This window comes from Embleya sp. NPDC001921 (assembly GCF_053594475.1).
In genome coordinates, this window is record NZ_JBSFEO010000042.1 from 12,026 (window position 1) to 30,371 (window position 18,346).

The 18,346-nt window shown below is 72.5% G+C and carries 18 protein-coding genes; 13 read left to right on the top strand and 5 right to left on the bottom strand.

The genetic code is table 11. The features are described from left to right. Positions 1-205: 205 nt before the first annotated feature. The 3 genes from ACWCPW_RS37680 to ACWCPW_RS37690 form a co-directional block, all read right to left on the bottom strand. Positions 206-547 carry a hypothetical protein gene (locus ACWCPW_RS37680; RefSeq protein WP_449766087.1) on the bottom strand — a complete coding sequence of 114 codons (342 nt, stop codon included), beginning with the start codon at positions 545-547 and terminating at the stop codon, positions 206-208. Positions 548-955: 408 nt separating this feature from the next. Beyond that, a complete protein-coding gene (locus ACWCPW_RS37685) occupies positions 956-2,443 on the bottom strand; it encodes a phosphatase PAP2 family protein (RefSeq protein WP_449766088.1) in 1,488 nt (495 codons plus the stop codon). 61 nt (positions 2,444-2,504) lie between these two features. Further along, complete coding sequence (locus ACWCPW_RS37690) at positions 2,505-3,524, bottom strand: ADP-ribosylglycohydrolase family protein (protein ID WP_449766089.1); 1,020 nt, start codon at positions 3,522-3,524, stop codon at positions 2,505-2,507. Between the two features lie 256 nt (positions 3,525-3,780). Between ACWCPW_RS37690 and ACWCPW_RS37695 the strand changes: the two genes are divergently transcribed. After that, a complete protein-coding gene (locus ACWCPW_RS37695; RefSeq protein WP_449766090.1) occupies positions 3,781-4,176 on the top strand; it encodes a VOC family protein in 396 nt (131 codons plus the stop codon). A gap of 166 nt (positions 4,177-4,342) precedes the next feature. Then, a complete protein-coding gene (locus tag ACWCPW_RS37700) occupies positions 4,343-5,557 on the top strand; it encodes an acyl-CoA dehydrogenase family protein (RefSeq protein WP_449766091.1) in 1,215 nt (404 codons plus the stop codon). Positions 5,558-5,657: 100 nt separating this feature from the next. On the opposite strand, the gene ACWCPW_RS37705 is transcribed toward ACWCPW_RS37700, so the two are convergent. Together ACWCPW_RS37705 and ACWCPW_RS37710 are read right to left on the bottom strand one after the other, a co-directional pair. After that, complete coding sequence (locus ACWCPW_RS37705; RefSeq protein ID WP_449766092.1) at positions 5,658-5,906, bottom strand: hypothetical protein; 249 nt, start codon at positions 5,904-5,906, stop codon at positions 5,658-5,660. Beyond that, positions 5,903-6,229 (bottom strand): DUF6247 family protein, encoded by a 327-nt coding sequence (locus tag ACWCPW_RS37710; RefSeq protein WP_406299834.1) that lies wholly within the window; start codon positions 6,227-6,229, stop codon positions 5,903-5,905. The genes ACWCPW_RS37705 and ACWCPW_RS37710 overlap by 4 nt, the downstream gene beginning before the upstream one ends. A gap of 546 nt (positions 6,230-6,775) precedes the next feature. Here ACWCPW_RS37710 and ACWCPW_RS37715 point away from each other — a divergent pair. From ACWCPW_RS37715 to ACWCPW_RS37765, 11 genes are all read left to right on the top strand, one after another. Next, positions 6,776-6,997, top strand: coding sequence for a hypothetical protein (locus ACWCPW_RS37715; RefSeq protein WP_020555717.1), 222 nt, complete (start codon positions 6,776-6,778; stop codon positions 6,995-6,997). 85 nt (positions 6,998-7,082) lie between these two features. Next, positions 7,083-8,285, top strand: coding sequence for a cation:proton antiporter (locus ACWCPW_RS37720; protein ID WP_449766093.1), 1,203 nt, complete (start codon positions 7,083-7,085; stop codon positions 8,283-8,285). Between the two features lie 273 nt (positions 8,286-8,558). Continuing rightward, on the top strand, positions 8,559-9,902 hold the full coding sequence (locus ACWCPW_RS37725) for a salicylate synthase (protein ID WP_449766094.1): 1,344 nt from the start codon (positions 8,559-8,561) through the stop codon (positions 9,900-9,902). Beyond that, positions 9,902-10,948 carry a ketoacyl-ACP synthase III family protein gene (locus tag ACWCPW_RS37730; RefSeq protein WP_449766095.1) on the top strand — a complete coding sequence of 349 codons (1,047 nt, stop codon included), beginning with the start codon at positions 9,902-9,904 and terminating at the stop codon, positions 10,946-10,948. Before ACWCPW_RS37725 ends, ACWCPW_RS37730 begins: the two co-directional genes overlap by 1 nt. A 3-nt stretch (positions 10,949-10,951) precedes the next feature. Next, positions 10,952-12,619: a (2,3-dihydroxybenzoyl)adenylate synthase gene (locus tag ACWCPW_RS37735; RefSeq protein ID WP_449766096.1), complete on the top strand. Its 1,668-nt coding sequence runs from the start codon at positions 10,952-10,954 to the stop codon at positions 12,617-12,619. Positions 12,620-12,668: 49 nt separating this feature from the next. Next, positions 12,669-13,013, top strand: a complete 345-nt coding sequence (locus tag ACWCPW_RS37740; protein WP_449766156.1) for a phosphopantetheine-binding protein — start codon at positions 12,669-12,671, stop codon at positions 13,011-13,013. Continuing rightward, positions 13,010-14,503, top strand: a complete 1,494-nt coding sequence (locus ACWCPW_RS37745) for an amidohydrolase family protein (RefSeq protein ID WP_449766097.1) — start codon at positions 13,010-13,012, stop codon at positions 14,501-14,503. The genes ACWCPW_RS37740 and ACWCPW_RS37745 overlap by 4 nt, the downstream gene beginning before the upstream one ends. Before the next feature lie 10 nt (positions 14,504-14,513). Beyond that, on the top strand, positions 14,514-15,284 hold the full coding sequence (locus tag ACWCPW_RS37750) for a 2,3-dihydro-2,3-dihydroxybenzoate dehydrogenase (RefSeq protein ID WP_449766098.1): 771 nt from the start codon (positions 14,514-14,516) through the stop codon (positions 15,282-15,284). A gap of 47 nt (positions 15,285-15,331) precedes the next feature. After that, complete coding sequence (locus ACWCPW_RS37755) at positions 15,332-15,988, top strand: isochorismatase family protein (RefSeq protein WP_449766099.1); 657 nt, start codon at positions 15,332-15,334, stop codon at positions 15,986-15,988. After that, complete coding sequence (locus tag ACWCPW_RS37760; protein ID WP_449766100.1) at positions 15,985-17,910, top strand: anthranilate synthase family protein; 1,926 nt, start codon at positions 15,985-15,987, stop codon at positions 17,908-17,910. Before ACWCPW_RS37755 ends, ACWCPW_RS37760 begins: the two co-directional genes overlap by 4 nt. After that, entirely contained in the window at positions 17,907-18,299 is a 393-nt protein-coding gene (locus ACWCPW_RS37765; protein WP_449766101.1) for a YdeI/OmpD-associated family protein, read from the top strand. The genes ACWCPW_RS37760 and ACWCPW_RS37765 overlap by 4 nt, the downstream gene beginning before the upstream one ends. The last annotated feature ends 47 nt before the right edge of the window (positions 18,300-18,346 follow it).

Sequence of the window (18,346 nt, forward strand, 5' to 3'; positions counted from 1 at the left end):
CACCCCCCGCCGTACGGACGCTGCGCGGGCACCCCTTGGCACGGGCCGGGTTCGTACCGCGCCACCGGCCCCGGATCCGCCCGGACGTTTTCGGGCCCGGGTGATCCGGTCGGGCGCCCGCGAGTTCGCCGGGCCGGGCGCGCCGAGGTGATCCGCCTCGGCGCGCCCGGCCCGACGGCCGCGGGCGACTCGACGCGGTCGCGAGCTACTCGATCAAGCCCGTCACGACGTCCCAGGCCTCCTCGGGGTCCGAACCGGCCAGGGACAGGGCCACCGCCGCCTCGCACGCGGCCAACGCGAAGACCGCGCCCACCCACGTGCGTTCCGCGGGGGTCAGGCGGCGCCACTCGATCGCGCCGCCGGCCCCGTCGACCAGATCCGAGGCCACCACGAGCCAGCCCCACTCGGCACTGCCCCGGCCGGCCGCGAGGGCGCGCAGTACGCCCGTGCCCAGCAGGACATCCCGCGCGCCGAGGCCGCGGCCCAGCAACGACGCCTCCCGGGCGGCGGTGGGTCGCAACCACACCCCACCGCGCGGAGCCACCATGGTCACCACCCCGGCGGCGACTCTCCCCGCCGCCAATATCGCCGCCATACGTCCGGCCGACCCGGATATCGCCCCCGAAACCGCCACCACTGCCCCTTATCGACAACAGCTCGCATCCCCCCGGCCCATCGACCGGCGGCCCACACCGTAGCGGTGCCCCGAATCACGGGCCTCGCACCCCCACCACGCACGCGACCCCCGTTCCGGTTTCCGTTCCGGGCGCCGGCCGACCTGCCGGGACAAGTCGACGGCGAGCCGGGCGAGTTCGGCCGCCGGGAAGCGGGCGGTGCGGGTGGGGCGGGCGGTGCGGGTGGGGCGTGCGGGTGGACCGGATGTGCGGCCGCCGGGTCGGGCGGTGCGGGTGGGGCGGGGTGCGCGGCGTGGTGGTGGCGTCGTGGGTGGGTCGGGTCAGTCGCGGACCGCGCCGTCCGGGCGGTAGACCATCAGGCGGCGGCCCTTGGCGATGCGCAGTTGCGAGGCACCGGGGCGGACCTCGCCGTCGACGGCGAGTTCGGCGCCCTCCTGGATCTCGGAGAGCCGGACCGTGCGGGCCGTGGACGCCTCGTACACGCGCGAGGTGCCCAGAGTGCCGGACAGCACGGCGGCCACCAGGCGGGTGCGGGCCAGCGGGCGGGAGGCGTCCACGATGCGCACGTCGAGCAGGCCGTCGGTGAGGTCGGGGCGGTAGGTGGGCGCGAAGCCCTCCGGGGCGTACTGGCCGTTGCCCAGGAACAGCAGCCACAACGAGCGCGGCCGACCGTTGACGCGCATCTTGACCGGACCCGCGTCCCGGAGCACCCGGACCAGACCCACCAGCATGGCCGGCCACTTGCCGATCTTGCCCTCCAACTCCTCGCGGAAGCGCACCAGATCGGGGTAGACGCCGAGCGAGAAGGTGTTCAGGAAGAGCTCGGGACCCAACTCCTCGCCGTCGTCGGAGAACGGGTGCGAGTGGTCGCGCTGCAACTCGGCGACGTCCACCAGCACCGCCTCGCCCGCCGAGAGCGCCAGCACGGTGTCTTCCAACCGGGTCAGGCCCAGGTCGCCGGCGAAGTGGTTGAGGGTGCCAGCGGGGAAGACCGCGAGCGGCATGCCCCGGTCGAGCGCGATCCGCGCCGCGCAGTTCACACTGCCGTCGCCGCCCGCGACGCCCAACACCCGCGCCTCCCGGGCCGCCTCGCACAGCAGCGCGACCAGGTCGCCGTTCTGGCCGCGCTCGACCACCTTGGCGCCGGGCAGGAGTTCGCGCAGGCGCTGGGCGGTGTCGCCCTCGGGGCCCGCCGAGCGGTTGACCACGACCACCAGGCCGTCGCCCTCGCCCAGCGCCGGCACCTTCCCGCGCGGCTGCGGCGCGGACGCGGCCTCCACCGGCCGGGTCGGCCACCAGCGCAGCGTCACCGCGGCCAGACCCGCGCCGAGCGCCGCGCCCGCGAGCACGTCACCCGGGTAGTGCACGCCCGTGTACACCCGGGAGAAGGCCACCGACCCGGCCAGCGCGCCGGCCGCCACGCCCAGCGGACGCGACTCCAACGCGACGCCGGTGGCGAAGGCCGCCGCGGACGCCGCGTGCCCCGAGGGGAACGAGGTCGTCCACGGCTGCCGGTGCAGCCGGCGGGCGAGCGGCACCGCGTCTATCACCGGCCGGGGCCGGCGTACCCAGCTCTTGAGGACCACGTTGGTCACGGTCGACGCCAGCGCCACCGAACCCAGCCCGCGCAATGCCGCCCGGCGCCCGCTGCGTCCACCGGAAAGCGCCATCCCCGCACCGGTCACCGCCCACAGGCGCGAATGGTTCGCCGCGCGCGACAAGGCGGGCAGCGCCTTGTTCGCCCACGGCACATGATGCGTTGCCACCCACGCGAAGGCCGCCCGGTCGGCGGCATGGATCTTTCCCATGGCGCCATCACTACCCGCAAGCCCTCCCGACCCGCAAGCGCTCCGCGTACCGCGACCCATGTCACATACGGAGGGCCTCGGACACCTCGGACAGTTCGGCCCGATACTCGATGCGGTCGAGCCACTCGGCGGGCCATCCGTCCAGGCCGTGCACGGCGCCGATCATCGCGCCCGCCAACGCGGCGATCGAGTCCGAGTCGCCGGAGGTGGCCGCGGCCCGGGCGAGCGCCGACCTCGGGTCGTCCGGGTACAGCGCGACACACAACACCGCCGTGGCCAACGACTCCTCCGCGATCCACCCGGCGCCGGTGACCTGGCACGGATCCGAACGTCGATCCCCCTCCAGCAGGGCCCGGTCCAATCGGGACAGCACGCCCAGGCACTCGTCCCAGCCGCGGGCGATGAAGCCCTCCGGGGTGTCCGCGAACGGGCCCCGCCACAGGTCCTCGCCGAGCCAGTCGGCCCGATAGACCTCGCGCTGCGCCTCGGCGTGCGCGCGCAGGTACGCGGGCAGGTCGCCGATCGACACACCGGTACGCGAGGCGTGCACGGCGGTCGCGGTCAGGTCCGAGGCGGCCAGCGCGGTGGGGTGGCCGTGGGTGACGGCCGCCTGGAGTTGCGCCGCGCCGCACCGGTCGGCCTCGCCGAGGGCGTCGACCAGGCCCAGCGGGGTGACCCGCATGTTCGCGCCGCAGCCCTTGGAGCCGCGTCGGGTCGCGTCGAGCCAGGTGCGGCCGGCGGCCAGCTCCGCGCACGCGGACATACACGTGTGCCCGGGCGCGCGGGTGTTGTCCGGGGAGTCCCACCAGGTCAGGAAGTGTTCGATCACCAGCGGCGCGAACCGCTCGGCGGTCAGCGCGCCGCCGTCCGCGCGCGCGTCGATCAGCGCGTGCGCCACCGCCAGGCCCATCTGGGTGTCGTCGGTGACCAGGGCCGGCGTGCCCTCCAGGTCCATCGGGCCGGGCAGTTCGTACCGCCGCACGATCTGCGCGTACGACAGGAACTCCGTCGGCGCGCCCAACGCGTCCCCGTACGCCAGGCCGAACATGCTCCCGCGCACGCGCTCCGCGTTTCCCACCATGCTCCCCACCATGTGGCACCACCCTTCGTCGACCTCCAGCCTGCCGGCCCGACGATCACCGCCCGGATCTTTTTCCGGGTCGGTTCGATCCGGCCGGCGCGGTGGTGTCGGGTGCGCCGGCGCCGGTGTTCGGGTGACGGGCCGACGTGGCGGGCCGAGGCGGTCCGCCGGGACGGTCGCCTCCAGGTGTTCCGCCGGGGTGACGTGCCCGCTCGGTGAGGGTTCGGAATCGGTGGCCCGGGGCGAAGCTGAGGGCATGGACGTACTCTCCGGCCGCATCCTGCTGCGCCCCACCGATCTCGAACGCTCGCTGGTCTTCTACCGCGACGTGCTCGGCCTCGCGATCGCCCGCGAGTTCGGGACCGGAATCCATCGCGGGACCGTGTTCTTCCTCGGCGGAGGCTTCCTGGAGGTCTCCGGCACCGCGTCCGCGGTCGGACCGGGGTCCGAGGATCTGCGACTGTGGCTCCAGGTACGGGATCTGGCCGCCACCCACAAGGAGCTCCTGGGCAAGGGCGCCGGCGTGCTGCGTGAGCCGCGCCGCGAGGCATGGGGGTTGGACGAGATGTGGATCGCCGATCCGGACGGTGTGCGGATCTGCGTGGTGCAGGTTCCGGACGAGCACCCGATGCGCTATCGACCCGGGATCTGACGGGTCGTCCGAAGCGATGGCGCCAGGCGTCGGAGATCGCCGCGCGAGGCGGTCACAAACCCCGATCGGCCGGTGTTCCCGGGCCTCTTGACGCTCTCGGGTGGCGACGACACACTCAAGCTACCAGCCGGTAACAATTTCGACGATGCCCGGGGGCCCGCCACCCATGACCGCCTTCAACCTCGCCCTGAACGAGGACCAGACCACCATCCGCGACTGGGTGCACACCTTCGCCGCCGACACCATGCGCCCGGCCGCCGCCGAGTGGGACGAGCGCGAGGAGACCCCCTGGCCGATCATCCAGGAAGCCGCCAAGGTCGGACTGTACTCCCTCGACTTCTTCACCACCCAGGCCTTCGACCCCACCGGGCTGAGCATGCCGCTGATCATGGAGGAACTCTTCTGGGGCGACGCCGGGTTGGGCCTGGCGCTGACCGGCACCGCGCTCGCCGCGGCCGGACTGGTGGCCAACGGCACCCAGGAGCAGATCATCACGTGGGCGCCGGAACTGTTCGGCACCGCGGACGACATCCGGGTCGCCGCGTTCTGCTCCTCCGAGCCCAACGCCGGCTCCGACGTCTCCTCGATGCGCACCCGCGCCACCCACGACGAGGCCACCGGCGACTGGATCCTCAACGGGGTCAAGACCTGGGCCACCAACGGCGGCATCGCGCATGTGCACGTCGTGGTCGCCACCACCGACCCCGCGCTGGGCTCGCGCGGTCAGGCGAGCTTCGTGATCCCGCCGAACACGCCGGGCCTGTCCCAGGGCCAGAAGTTCAAGAAGCACGGGATCCGCGCGTCGCACACCGCCGAGGTGGTGCTGGACAACGTCCGCGTCCCCGGCGACTGCCTGCTCGGCGGCAAGGAGAAGCTGGACGAGCGGATCGCGCGGGCCAGGGCCGGTACGTCCGGGCGCTCGAACGCGGCGATGGCCACCTTCGAGTCGTCCCGCCCGGCGGTGGCCGCCCAGGCGGTGGGCATCGCGCGCGCCGCCTACGAGGTGGCCCTGGAATACGCGCAGGTCCGCGAGCAGTTCGGCCGGCCGATCATCGACAACCAGGGCGTCGCGTTCACCATCGCCGACATGCGCACCCGGATCGACGCGGCCCGACTGCTCACCTGGCGGGCCTCGTGGATGGCGGCGACGAACCAGCCGTTCACCGCGGCCGAGGGCTCGATGTCCAAGCTGTACGCCGGTGAGACCGCCAAGTGGGTGACCTCCGCCGCGATGCAGATCCTCGGCGGCAACGGGTACACCCGCGAGTACCCGGTCGAGCGCATGCACCGGGACAGCGCGATCTACACGATCTTCGAGGGCACCAGCGAGATCCAGCGACTGGTCATCGCGCGGACGTTGGCGGACGTGCCGATTCGCTGACGCGGGGTCACCGGGCGCCGTGAGGCGTCGCGTCACTCGGCCCGCGGTGAGGGTCGGGTGTCGCGACGGTCGCCCGCGAATCGCCGGTTCGGCCGGTCCGTCAGCCGGTCCAGACCACGTTCATCACGGTGACCCGGACGCGGCTGTCCTCGATGACGAACGTGATGAAGCCGAAGGCGCCGAACGCGGCCTCGCGCATGGTCTTGAGGCCGCTGTGCATTCGGCTGCCGACCGCCCAGGGGGCGCGCTCCAGCGCACTTTCCAGGGCGTTGAGCGCGCCGATCGCGCCACTGGGCAGGGTTGCCTTCTGGCGCGCGGCGGGCGCGTCGTACACCACCAGGTAGCTCATGCGCGCCTGGTTTCGGCGGCGGGCACGGTTTCCAGCTCCTCGCCCGCGTGCAGTCGGGCGGACCGTTCGAGGACCCGTTCGTAGTCGCCGGTGCGCCGGAGGATGAGATGGCGCTGCCAACCGGCGAGGACATCGGCCAGGGCGGCGAGTTGTCCGGTGCCATGGGCGTGGTCGAGCGCGCCGGCGAACTCGCGCTCGAACTCGGCACGCGCGTCCTCGGGCAACTCGGCGCGGATCTCGGCGGGCGACGGCCAGCGGGCGCCGCCGACACGGATGACGAGATCGCCGGTGCGGGGTGCGGGAACGGGAAGCTGCTCGTCCATGTACTCAGCGTGCCGGCCCGGCCGGACCGCGCGGTAGTCGGCGTGTGCGCGTCGGGCCTACGCCCCGTGTCGTTCGGCGCGCGCCGCGCACGACCCCGGATGCGACGGCCCGACCGGGTCCGGCCCGGATCAGCGCATCGGTGCCGGTTGCGGTTCGGGTTCCGGCTCGTCCGGCGACGGTGGCCTGCCCGGGTCCGGCGGCAGCGGGTCGGGGCCGGGTTCCGGCAGCGGGTGTGGGCTGGGTGTCGGCGGAACCGGGGGCAACGGGTCCGGCCACGGATCGGTCACGGCAACCTCCTGGCGAGGTGGGGTCCGGACGAGTCCGGACACGTCGCGGCGGCGACGTCACTTCCCGAATACCCCGCCGGCGCCGGCCCATCGCCCGCAGGGGTCGTCCGGGCGGAGGCATGCGACGAAATCCGCCCACGACGCCCACGACAAACCGGATCGAACCCGGGTCGAAGCCGTATCGACACCCCAGGAAGAAGACCGACCATCCCCCGGTTGCACCTAATCTGAAGGCCCTCGTTCGAACAGGAGAACCTCATGGGCGGCCAGGTCCCGATCAGCGAAACCCCCCTCCCGGGCATCGGTACGCAGTACACCCTGTCCACCGTCGCGGGCCGGGCCATCTCCGTGGTCGCCGGCCGGGACGGCGTGCGTCGGATCGCCTTCTACAACGTCGACGACCCCGACGCGTGCGGCCCGGGCGTGCGGCTGACCCGCGCCGAGGCCGTCGCGCTCGCGGAACTGCTCGCCGAGGACTGACCCACCCGCCCGCGGACCCCCCTCAACCCGCGGTTCGAGCCGCAGACCGTCCTGCCCCTTCGAACACCGCGAGCACAGCCCACCCATGCACCCGGCAACACTGCTCATCGAACTCGGCGCCATCATCCTGGGCCTGTCCATCCTCGGCCGGGTCGCGACCCGGATGGGGATGTCGCCCATCCCCTTCTACCTGCTCGGCGGCCTCGCCTTCGGCCACGGCGGCGTGCTCGACCTCTCGCAGAGCGACGACTTCATCGAGATCGGCGCCGAGATCGGCGTCGTCCTGCTCCTGCTGCTGCTGGGCCTGGAATACACGGCCGGCGAACTGGTCACCAACCTGCGCGCCGCCGCGCCCGCCGGAGCGATCGACGCGCTGCTCAACGCGGTACCCGGCTTCGTGGCCGGCCTGCTGCTCGGCTGGGGGCCCACCGCCGCGCTCGCGCTGGCCGGCGTCACCTGGATCTCCTCGTCCGGGGTGATCGCGAAGGTACTCGGCGACCTGGGCCACCTGGGCAACCGGGAGACCCCGGTTGTGCTGTCCGTCCTGGTCATCGAGGACCTCGCGATGGCGCTCTACCTGCCCATCCTCACCGCGCTGCTGGCCGGCGTCGGACTGCTCGGCGGCTCGCTCACCGTGGCCATCGCGCTGGGCACGATCAGCATCGTGCTCTTCCTCGCGCTTCGGCACGGCGGCCGGATCTCCAAGGCGCTCTCCAGCGAGGAGCCGGAGTTCCTGCTGCTCGGCGTGCTCGGCCTGACCCTGTTGGTCGCCGGCATCGCGGACAAGCTGCAAGTGTCCGCCGCCGTCGGCGCCTTCCTGGTCGGCATCGCGATCTCCGGCGACGTCGCCGAACACGCGCAGACCCTGCTCGCGCCGCTGCGCGACCTGTTCGCGGCCGTCTTCTTCGTGTTCTTCGGCCTGTCCACCGACCCCGGCGCGCTGCCGGGCGTCCTGCTGCCCGCCGCCGCCCTGGCCCTGATCACCGCGCTGACCAAGATCGCCACCGGCTACTGGGCCGCCGCCCGGGCGGGCATCGCCAAACCCGGCCGATACCGGGCGGGCGGTGCGCTGGTCGCGCGCGGCGAGTTCTCCATCGTGATCGCCGGCCTGGCGGCCACCTCGGGCGTCGAGCCGCGGATGGGACCGTTCGCCGCCGCGTACGTCCTGATCCTGGTGGTCGCCGGCCCCTTCACGGCGCGCTACGCCGAGCCCGTGCTGCGCCGACTGTTCGGCCCCAAGGCGGTACCGGCCCCGATCGAGGAGGACGACGACCTGACGCCGCGGTAGCGGCGCGCGGTCGAGCGCCCGCCTCGTCCGGGCAGTGGTCGAACACCGCGAGTCGGCGTATCCCCAACGGGATGCGCCGACTTCGCGTTTCGAGAAGAACCCCTTATCACGGGCTTGTGGTTCCCACCCGGTTACCTCCGTATCGTCGTTGACGGTAACCGAAGGCATCGGTCCGACTCCGGCCCGCCGCGCCCCCGCCGCCGCCCCGCCCGCGGCCGTGCGCGTCGCGGTCGTCGACGCGCAGTCCCGACCGCAACGAGAGGACGCCCGCAGATGAGTCCCACCAGGTGGCTGCACTACTTCGAGACGCAGATCCCGCTCGCCGAGGAGCCGCTGCTCGTCGCGGCCCGACTGGCCGGCTCCGGCCTGCACGCGTCCTACGTGGTCTACGAGAACGGCGGCACGTGGTCGTACGCGGGCGGGGTACGGGCCGAACTCACGCTGGACCGGCACGGTGCCAGGCTGAGCCGCGAGCACGAGCCGGACACCGTGCTGCCCTGGGACGACCGGCCGCTGGACCTGGTGTCCCGACTCCTGGACACCGTGCCGGTGCCCGAGTGGCGCGCGTACGGCTGGGCGGCCTTCGAACTGTCCTACGCCAAGGACGGCGACCTCACGCACGTCGGCGACGAGCGGCTGCTGCACCTGGTGGTGCCGCGCGCCGAGGTCCGACTGGAGGAGGGGCACGCGCTGTTGCGCGCGGTCGACCAGCAGACACTGAGCGCCCTGATGACCACGATCGGCACACCGGTCGCGGGGTCCGCCGAGCCGGCCCGACCGCTGGACGTGCACGGCCGGGGCGAGTTCGAGTACCGCGAGGCGGTCAAGCTCGCGGTGGACGAGATCAACCACGGCGACCTGCACAAGGTGATCCTCTCCCGGGTGGTCGACGTGGACGAGGACATCGACCTGATCGCCACCTACGTGACCGGCCGGCGGAGCAACAACCCGGCCCGCTCGTTCCTGCTCGACCTCGGCGGCATCGAGGCGATCGGCTTCAGCCCGGAGATCGTGGTCAAGGTGTCCGCGGCGGGCACCGTGGTCAGCCAACCGCTGGCCGGTACCCGCGCGCTGACCCCCGACCTGCTCGTCAACGAGAGCCTGCGCGCGGACCTGCTGGCCTCCGCGAAGGAGGTCTACGAGCACGCGATCTCGGTCAAGACCGGGACCGACGAACTCGAGGACGTGTGTGTGGAGGGCAGCGTGTCGGTGCCCGAGTTCATGACCGTGCGCGAGCGCGGCAGCGTGCAGCACCTGGCGTCCCGGGTGTCCGGGCAACTGGCCCCGGGCGCCGGCATCTGGGACGCCTTCGCCGCCGTCTTCCCGGCGGTGACCGCGTCCGGCGTGCCCAAGGACGCCGCCTACACCTCGATCCGCCGCCACGAGCCCGGCGCGCGCGGTCTGTACAGCGGCGCGGTGCTCACGGTGGACCACACCGGCGAACTGGACGCGGCCCTGGTGCTGCGCAGCGCCTACCGCAAGGACGGGCACACCTGGCTGCGCGCGGGCGCCGGCATCGTCGGCCACTCGACGCCGGAACGGGAGTTCGAGGAGACCTGCGAGAAGTTGGAGAGCGTGGCGCGCTACCTGGTGCCCGCGCGGGAGGAGGACGCGTGATGAGGTTCCACGAGGACGTATTCGTCGCGGGCGTGGGCTCGTATCGACCCGACGCGGTGAGCACCGCGTTCGCGGTCGGCGCGTCCTGGTACGACCCGGCGGACCGCGAGGCGTCCGGCATGGAGTCGGTGATGGTCGCCGGGGACCTGCCCGGGCCGGACATGGCGGTGCGGGCGGCCGAGGTCGCGCTGCGCCGGTCGGGCCACGATCCGGACGACTTCGGCGCGCTGCTGCACACCGCCACCCACCACCAGGGCCCGGACGGCTGGTCGGCGCCGCACTACGTGCTGCGCAACACGCTGGACCGGCCGATCACCGCGGTCCAGGTGGGGCCGGGTTGTCTGGGTTCGCTGGCCGCGTTGGAGAGCGCCGCGTACCGGCTGCTCGGCAACCCGGACCACGACGCGGTGCTGCTGACCTGCGGAGACAACTTCGGTACCCCGATGGTGGATCGGTGGCGGGCGTCGAAGCTGTTCCTGCTCGCGGACGGCGGCGCGGCCGCGGTGGTGTCCCGGCGGGCCGGCTTCGCCCGAGTGCTGGCCTTCGGGGCGGTGTCGAATCCGTCGATGGAGGAACTGCACCGAGGCGGCGAGAAGCGCTTCCCGCCCGGCATCACCATCGGCCGCTCGCTCAACTTCGAGGAACGCAGCGCCTATTGGCGCGAGCAGTGGGCCAAGGGGGTGGCACCGCCGATGGGGCACTTCGGTGACGTGGTGGCCGACACGGTCGAGCGCACGCTGGCCGAGGCCGGCCTGGCGCTGGACAAGGTGGCCCGGATCTGCCACTCCGGCTACACCCGGGGCGCGTTGGAGAGCATCTACCTCGACCCGCTGGGCATCGACGACACGCGCGGCACCTGGGAGCTCACCCGCACGCTCGGGCACGCCGGTGCGGCGGACCCGTTCATCGGCCTCGAACACGTGTGGACCCGCGGCGAGGTGGTCCCCGGCGACCACGTGCTGCTGTTGTGCGCCGGGCCGGGCATGGAGACCGACTGCGCGGTGCTGGAGATCGTCGCCCCGTACGAGCCCGCGAAGGAGGGCTGACCGATGCCGGACGGATGTGTACCGTGGCCGGCGGAGGTCGCCGCCCGCTATCGGCGCGAAGGGCTGTGGCTCGGCGTCGACCTCGGCGGCCTGCCCCGGGCCTGGGCCCACGCGCACGGCGACCGCACCGCCCTGGTCGGCGGCGGACCCGGGCTCTCCTACCGCGACCTGGCCGACCGGATCGACCGGATGGCGGCCGGCTTCCACCGGCTGGGCCTGCGGCCCGGCGAGCGGGTCGTGCTCCAGTTGCCCAACGTCGCCGAATTCGTGATCGTCGCGTTCGCGCTGTTCCGGGTCGGCGTCAAGCCGGTGTTCTCGCTCGCGTCGCACCGGGCCAACGAGATCCGGCACCTGTGCGAGTCGTCCGGGGCGTCGGCGTACGTGGTGCCCGATCGTCACCGGGGCTTCGACCATGCCGGTCTCGCGCTCCGCATGCTCGACGAAATCCCGAGCCTGCGCGCGGTGTTCGTGCACGGCGACAAGCCGCCCGGAGCCGGTGCCTCGGTGTTCGAAGTGGCGAGCGTGGACGCGGATCCGCTCCCGCTGCCCGCGAACGACCCCGCGGACGTGGCATTCTTCCTGCTCTCCGGCGGAACCACCGCGCTGCCCAAGCTGATTCCGCGCACGCACGACGACTACGCCTACCAGATCCGGACGGCGGCCGAGGTGTGCGAGGTCGGCCCGGACGATGTGTACCTGGCCGCGCTGCCGGTGGAGTTCAACTTCACCTGGGGCTGCCCCGGTGTGCTCGGCACGCTCGCGGCCGGCGGCACGGTCGTGTTGGCCGAGGATCCCTCCGCCGACGATTGTTTCCGTGCGGTCGAGCGCGAGCGGGTCACCCTCACCTCGGTGGTGCCCACCGTGGCCCGGCTGTGGCTGGAGGCCCTGGAGTGGGGCGCGGCGGACCTGTCGAGCCTGCGGCTGATCCAGATCGGCGGCGCCAAGCTGCCGGTCGAACTGGCCGCCCGGATCGAACCGGGCTTCGGGTGCCGATTGCAGCAGGTGTTCGGGATGGCCGAGGGCCTGCTCGCGATGACCCGCGCCGACGACGCCGCCGAGGCGGTCCTGACCACGCAGGGCCGCCCGATCTCGCCGGCGGACGAGGTGCGCGTGGTGGACGAGCGGGACGCGGACGTTCCGCTCGGCACGGTCGGCGAACTGCTCACCCGCGGCCCGTACACGCTGCGCGGCTACTACCGCGCCGACGAGCACAACGGGCGCGCCTTCACCTCGGACGGCTTCTACCGCACCGGCGACCTGGCCCGACTGACCCCGGCCGGGCACCTGGTGATCGAGGGGCGGCTCAAGGACGTGGTGATCCGCGGCGGCGACAAGATCGCCGCCGGCGAGGTGGAGGGCCACCTGCTGAGCTGCGCCTCGGTCGACGCCGCCGCGGTGGTCCCGGTCGCGGACGAGTTCCTCGGCGAGCGCATCCACGCGTTCGTGATCTGTCGGGGCGAACCGCCGACCCTGGCCGACCTCAAGCGGGCCCTGCACGAGCGCGGGCTGGCCGAGTACAAGCTGCCCGACCGGATGGAACACGTCGACGCCTTCCCGCTGACCGCGCTCGGCAAGGTGGACAAGAAGGTCCTCACGGCCGCGGCGAACGACCCTGCACTGAGCCGGAAATGGGGACCGGCCGCAAGCGTCTCCGAACACCGGGAAGGGTGAACCGGACATGGACGGCACTACCGGCACCAGTACCACCGGCGCCAACGGTATGACCGGCACCGCAGGCACTAACGGCACTACGGGCACTACGGGCGCTACGGGCACCAGCGGTGCGACCGGGACCGCCGGCCCCGCTCCCGCCCCGCCGACCCCGGCCGATCTGCGCGCGAGCGTCTCGGCGATGATCGGCACCCCGCCCGGCGAGATCGCCGGGGATGCCAACCTCGTGCTGCTCGGCCTGGGTTCGCTGGAGATGATGCGCCTGGTCACCCGGTGGCGACGGCAGGGCCTGGCGGTCGAATTCCGCGACCTGGCCGCCGAACCGACCATCGATGCGTGGACCGAGCGGTTCGCCGAGGCCGGGGCGAAGCGGCAGCCGGGGGCGGAGCGATGAGCGCGCTGTTGATCCGCGGCGGCTGCGTGTATCCGGGAGACACCGGCGCGCGGGTGATCCCGGACGGTTCGGTCCTGGTCGAGGCCGGCCGGATCGCCGCGGTCGGGACCACCGCAGACGTGGAGGCCGGGTTGACACCGGCGCTGCGGGCGGACCTGCGCACGATCGACGCGCGCGGGAAGATGATCCTGCCCGGCTTCGTGAACGCGCACTGGCACGAGATGTTCGCGCTGCGGTTCCCGTTCAAGGGGGCCCTGCGGCCGCCCGCCGATCGGGACGACAAGCCCGCGTTCATGGCCCTGGGCGGCGACATCCGGCAGATCTCTACCGCCTTCGACGTCTTCCACGATCAGCTCGAACTGCTCACCCCGGACGAGGCGTCGGCCATCGCGCGCTACTCGATGTGGACCCAGTTGCGGTCGGGTACGACCACCCTCGGCGACGTCGGCTCGTTCAACCGGCCCCAGGCGCTGATCCGGGCCGCACGGGACCTGGGCATGCGCTGCGTGGTCAGCACGTGGGCGAGCGACGCGGTGTGCGCGGCGGGGGAGACACGGTTTCGTCGCACCCGGGACGCGGACGACGAACTGCGCCGGATCGAGGATGTGCTGCGCGAGGTCGCGGCCGATCCCGACGGGCTGGTCCGGGCCTGGCCGACCGCGGTCTACGGCACCAACATGAGCGACGAACTCGGCGCCGGGTTGGCCGAGTTGGTGGACCGCTACGACGTCCCGTTCGGCACGCACGTGGGTGCGCTGCGCAACGAGTCGGCGGTGATGCTGGCCTATCACGGCAACACCCCGGTCCGCCGGTTCGCCGAACTCGGGCTGCTGTCCGACCGGTTCATGGCGGTGCACTGCGCGTTCGCGGACGAGGACGAGAGCAAGCTGCTGATCGAGGCGAACGCGCACATCAGCCACTCGCCGGCGAAGTACGGTCCGGCGGGGGAGTCCGCGCTGACCGAGACCCGGGCGATGCCCCGGTTCCGGCGCGCGGGTCTGGACGTCTCGCTGTCCACGGACGGTGCCTCGCTGCCGATCGGCGGCATGGCCGAGGCCATGCGGGCCTGCTGGCAGATGTACAACGAGATGTACGCCGATCCCACCGAGGTGTTGCCCACCGACGCGCTGGCGATGGCCACCCGGCTGCCCGCCCGAGGTCTGGACTGGGCCGCGGAGATCGGCAGCATCGAGGCGGGCAAGCAGGCGGACCTGCAACTGATCCCGACCGACGACTGGCGCTACCTGCTCAACCCGCGCCCCCTGGAGGCCTTCCTCGCACTCGGCGGATCCACCGACGTGGACACCGTCGTGGTCGCGGGCCGGGTCCTGGTCGAGGGCGGCCGGGCCACCGGCGTCGACGAGGCCGACCTGGAGGCGCAGTACCTGGCGGCGCTCGGCTCGTTCTCGGTGCGCTGCCTGGGCATCGACCCGGACGTGGTGGCCGCGCTCACCGGAGGACCCCGGAAATCGCGACGACACGGGAAATGAGGTGTGCCCGATGCGGGACACGACGGCCCTGGTCACCGGGGCGGCAGGTGGCATCGGCGGCGCGGTGACGCGCGCGCTGGCCGCCGAGGGGATCGCGGTCGCGGCCCTCGACGCGAACGCCGAGGCGCTCGGCCCGCCGGTCAAGGAACTCGCCGAGGCCGGACACCGCGTGCGCGGATACACCGCCGACGTGCGATCGAGCGCGGACGTGGACGCGGTGGTGGCTCGAATCGAGGACGAACTGGGGCCGATCGGCTACCTGGTCAACGCGGCGGGAGTGCTGCGCACCGGTGCCGCGGTCGAACTGTCCGATCAGGACTGGGAGCAGACCTTCGCGGTCAACACGACCGGTGTCTTCCACGTGTGCCGCGCGGTGGCCCGCCGGATGATCCCGCGCGCGAGCGGCGCGATCGTCACGGTGGCCTCCAACGCGGCGGGCACCCCGCGCTGGGACATGGCGGCGTACGCGGCGTCCAAGGCGGCGGCGGCCGGCTTCACCAAGTCGCTCGGCCTGGAACTGGCCGGGCACGGCATCCGGTGCAACGTGGTGGCCCCGGGCTCCACCGACACTCCGATGCTCACCTCGTTGTGGGCGGACGGCGACGCGCGCGCGGCCTCCATCGAGGGCACCGCGGCCACCTTCCGGGTCGGCATTCCGCTCGGCCGACTGGCCAGACCGCAGGACGTCGCGGACGCCGTGCTGTTCCTGCTCTCCGACCGCGCCGCGCACATCACGCTCCACCAGCTCACGGTCGACGGCGGCGCGGCGCTGGGCAACTGAGCGCGCGCCCCGTCGAGCATCCCCCACCGCACGAGAACGGAGGCATCATGGCGATCCCGGCGATCGCGTCCTACCCCATGCCGACCGAGGACGAGCTGCCGCGCAACGTCGCCTCCTGGACGATCGATCCCGCGCGCGCGGTGTTGCTGATCCACGATCTGCAGCACTACTTCATGCGGCCCTTCGACGCGGACCGGGCGCCGATGGCCGACCTGATGGACAACGTCGCGGCATTGCGGGCCCGGTTCGCCGAATCCGGCGCGCCGGTCGCGTACACCGCGCAACCCGGCGGGATGAGCGACGAACAGCGCGGCCTGCTCAAGGACTTCTGGGGCCCGGGGATGACCGCCGAGCCCGGGCAACGGATGATCCCGGACCGGATCGCGCCGAACGCGGCGGACACCGTGTTCACCAAATGGCGGCCCAGCGCGTTCTTCCGCACCGGCCTGCTCGACCTGCTGCGCGCGCACGGCCGGGATCAACTGGTGATCTGCGGCGTCTACGCGCACGTGGGCATCCTGATGACCGCGCACGAGGCCTTCTCGCACGACATCGAGACCTTCGTGGTGGCCGACGCGGTGGCCGACTTCTCGCCGGAGTACCACCGGTTGGCGCTGGACTACCTGGCGTCCCGGTGCTCGGTGACGGTGTCCACCCGGGTCGCGTTGACGATGTCGACGACGTCGGGCGGAGCGAAGCGATGACCGGGCCGCCGCGCGGCCCGTCCGTCCTGGATCGGGTCCTGGCCCCGGACCCGCCGCCGTTCGCGCTGTTGCACCGGCCGGGCGCGGCCGGGCCCGAGCGGATCGACGTACTGCTCGGGCGGATCACCGAGCCGGGCCGGATCGCGGACATCCCGCTGCCGCCGGCCGGCGGCAGCGGGCGGCACGAGACGCTGGCCGTGCTGCCGTATCGGCAGATCGGGGAGCGGGGCTACGACTTTCCCGACGACGGCGCACCGCTGCTGGCGATGACCGTCCTGGACCAGGACGCGGTGCCCGTCGCAGAGATCCTGGATCGGCTGCCGGACGGGCCGATCGAGCTGGGCCGGGGCGGCTTCGACGCCGACGACGAGCAATACGCGGACACGGTGCGCACGGTGCTCGCGGAGGAGATCGGGCGCGGCACCGGCGCCAACTTCGTGATCAAGCGCTCGTTCCGGGCCGAGATCGGCAACTGGTCACCGCATACCGCGTTGGCCTTCTTCCGTCGGTTGCTGGGACGCGACCCGGGCTCGTACTGGACGTTCGTGATCCACACCTCGGGCCGTACGTTCGTCGGCGCCTCGCCGGAGCGGCACATCAGTCTGGACGCGGGCACGGTGGTGATGAATCCGATCAGTGGCACGTATCGCTATCCGGACGGCGGACCGGATCTGGGCGAGGTGCTGGACTTCCTCGCCGACGAGAAGGAGGCCGGCGAGCTGTACATGGTGCTCGACGAGGAACTCAAGATGATGGGCCGGGTGTGCGACCTCGGTGGTCGTGTGGTGGGACCGCGGTTGAAACGGATGGCGCGGCTGGCCCATACCGAATACCTGATCGAGGGCCGCAGTTCGCTGGACGTGCGGGACATGTTGCGCGAGACGATGTTCGCGCCGACGGTCACCGGCGGCCCGTTGGAGAGCGCGTGCCGGGTGATCGCGCGACACGAACCGGCCGGGCGCGGCTACTACGCGGGCGTGGTCGCGCTGATCGGGCGGGACGCGCACGGGGGTCGGGCGATGGACTCGGCGATCCTGATCCGTACGGCGGATGTCGATCCGGCGGGCCGGTTGCGGATCGCGGTCGGCGCGACGCTGGTGCGTGATTCGGATCCGGTCTCGGAGGCGGCGGAGACCCGGGCCAAGGCGGCCGGCCTGCTGGAGGCGTTGCGCGGCCCGGTGGGCGGCGCGGTCGGCCGGCCGGCTGGGACCGGCGCCGATCTGAGCGAACACCCTGACGTACGACGGGCGTTGGCGGCGCGGAACCTGCCGCTGGCGGGCTTCTGGTTCGCCGGGCCGGGGGAACGCACCCGGCCCGAGCCGAGGTTGGCGGGTCGTACCGTGCTGGTGATCGACGCCGAGGACACCTTCACCTCGATGGGGCGACACCTGCTGGCCGCGCAAGGGCTGGTGGTGACCGTGCGGCGGTTCGACGAGGACTATCGGCTGGACGAGTACGACCTGGTCATCGTGGGCCCGGGCCCCGGGGATCCGCGGGATCACGCGCATCCCAAGATCGCCCGGATCCGGGAGGTGACCCGCACGCTGCTGGCGGCGGACACGCCATTCCTGTCGGTGTGTCTGGCCCACCAGGTGCTGAGCACGATGCTCGGGCTGGACATCGTGCGCAATCCGCTGCCGAATCAGGGCACCCAACGGACCGTGGACTGCTTCGGGCGGGCCGAACGGGTCGGGTTCTACAACACGTTCGCGGCGTTGAGCCCGAGCGATTCGATCCGGTGCGCGGCGCGGGACGGCGCGGTCGAGGTGTTTCGCGACCCGGGCAGTGGCGAGGTGCATGGGCTGCGCGGGCCCGGGTTCGCCTCGGTGCAGTTCCATCCGGCTTCGGTGCTGACCGATCACGGGGCCGAGATTCTGGGTGAGTTGTTGGGTGATCTGGCGGAGGGAAAGGTGCGCACATGACCGGCAACGAGGGTGAGGAGACCCTGTACTTCGCCTCGGCCGAGGAATTCGACGCCTGGATGGAGGCGAACCACGCCGACTCGGACGGGGTGTGGGTGGCGTTGGCGAAGAAGGGCACGGAGACGCCGTCGGTGACCCGAGGACAGGCGTTGGACGTGGCGCTGTGTTACGGGTGGATCGACGGCAAGGCGTTCTCCGGCGGTACGCCGGAGGGGTGGTGGGCGCAGCGGTACACCCCGCGCCGGGCGCGGAGCGGGTGGTCGAGGATCAATTGCCTGCGGGCGGAGAAGTTGATCGAGCGCGGGCGGATGCGGTCTGCGGGGTTGGCGCGGATCGCGGTCGCGAAGGCGGAGGGGCGGTGGTGCGGTTCGGGGGCGGAGCCCCGGTAGGTGGGGTGGCCTCATGTGCCGGCCGGGCTGGTTGTGCTCAGGCGCCG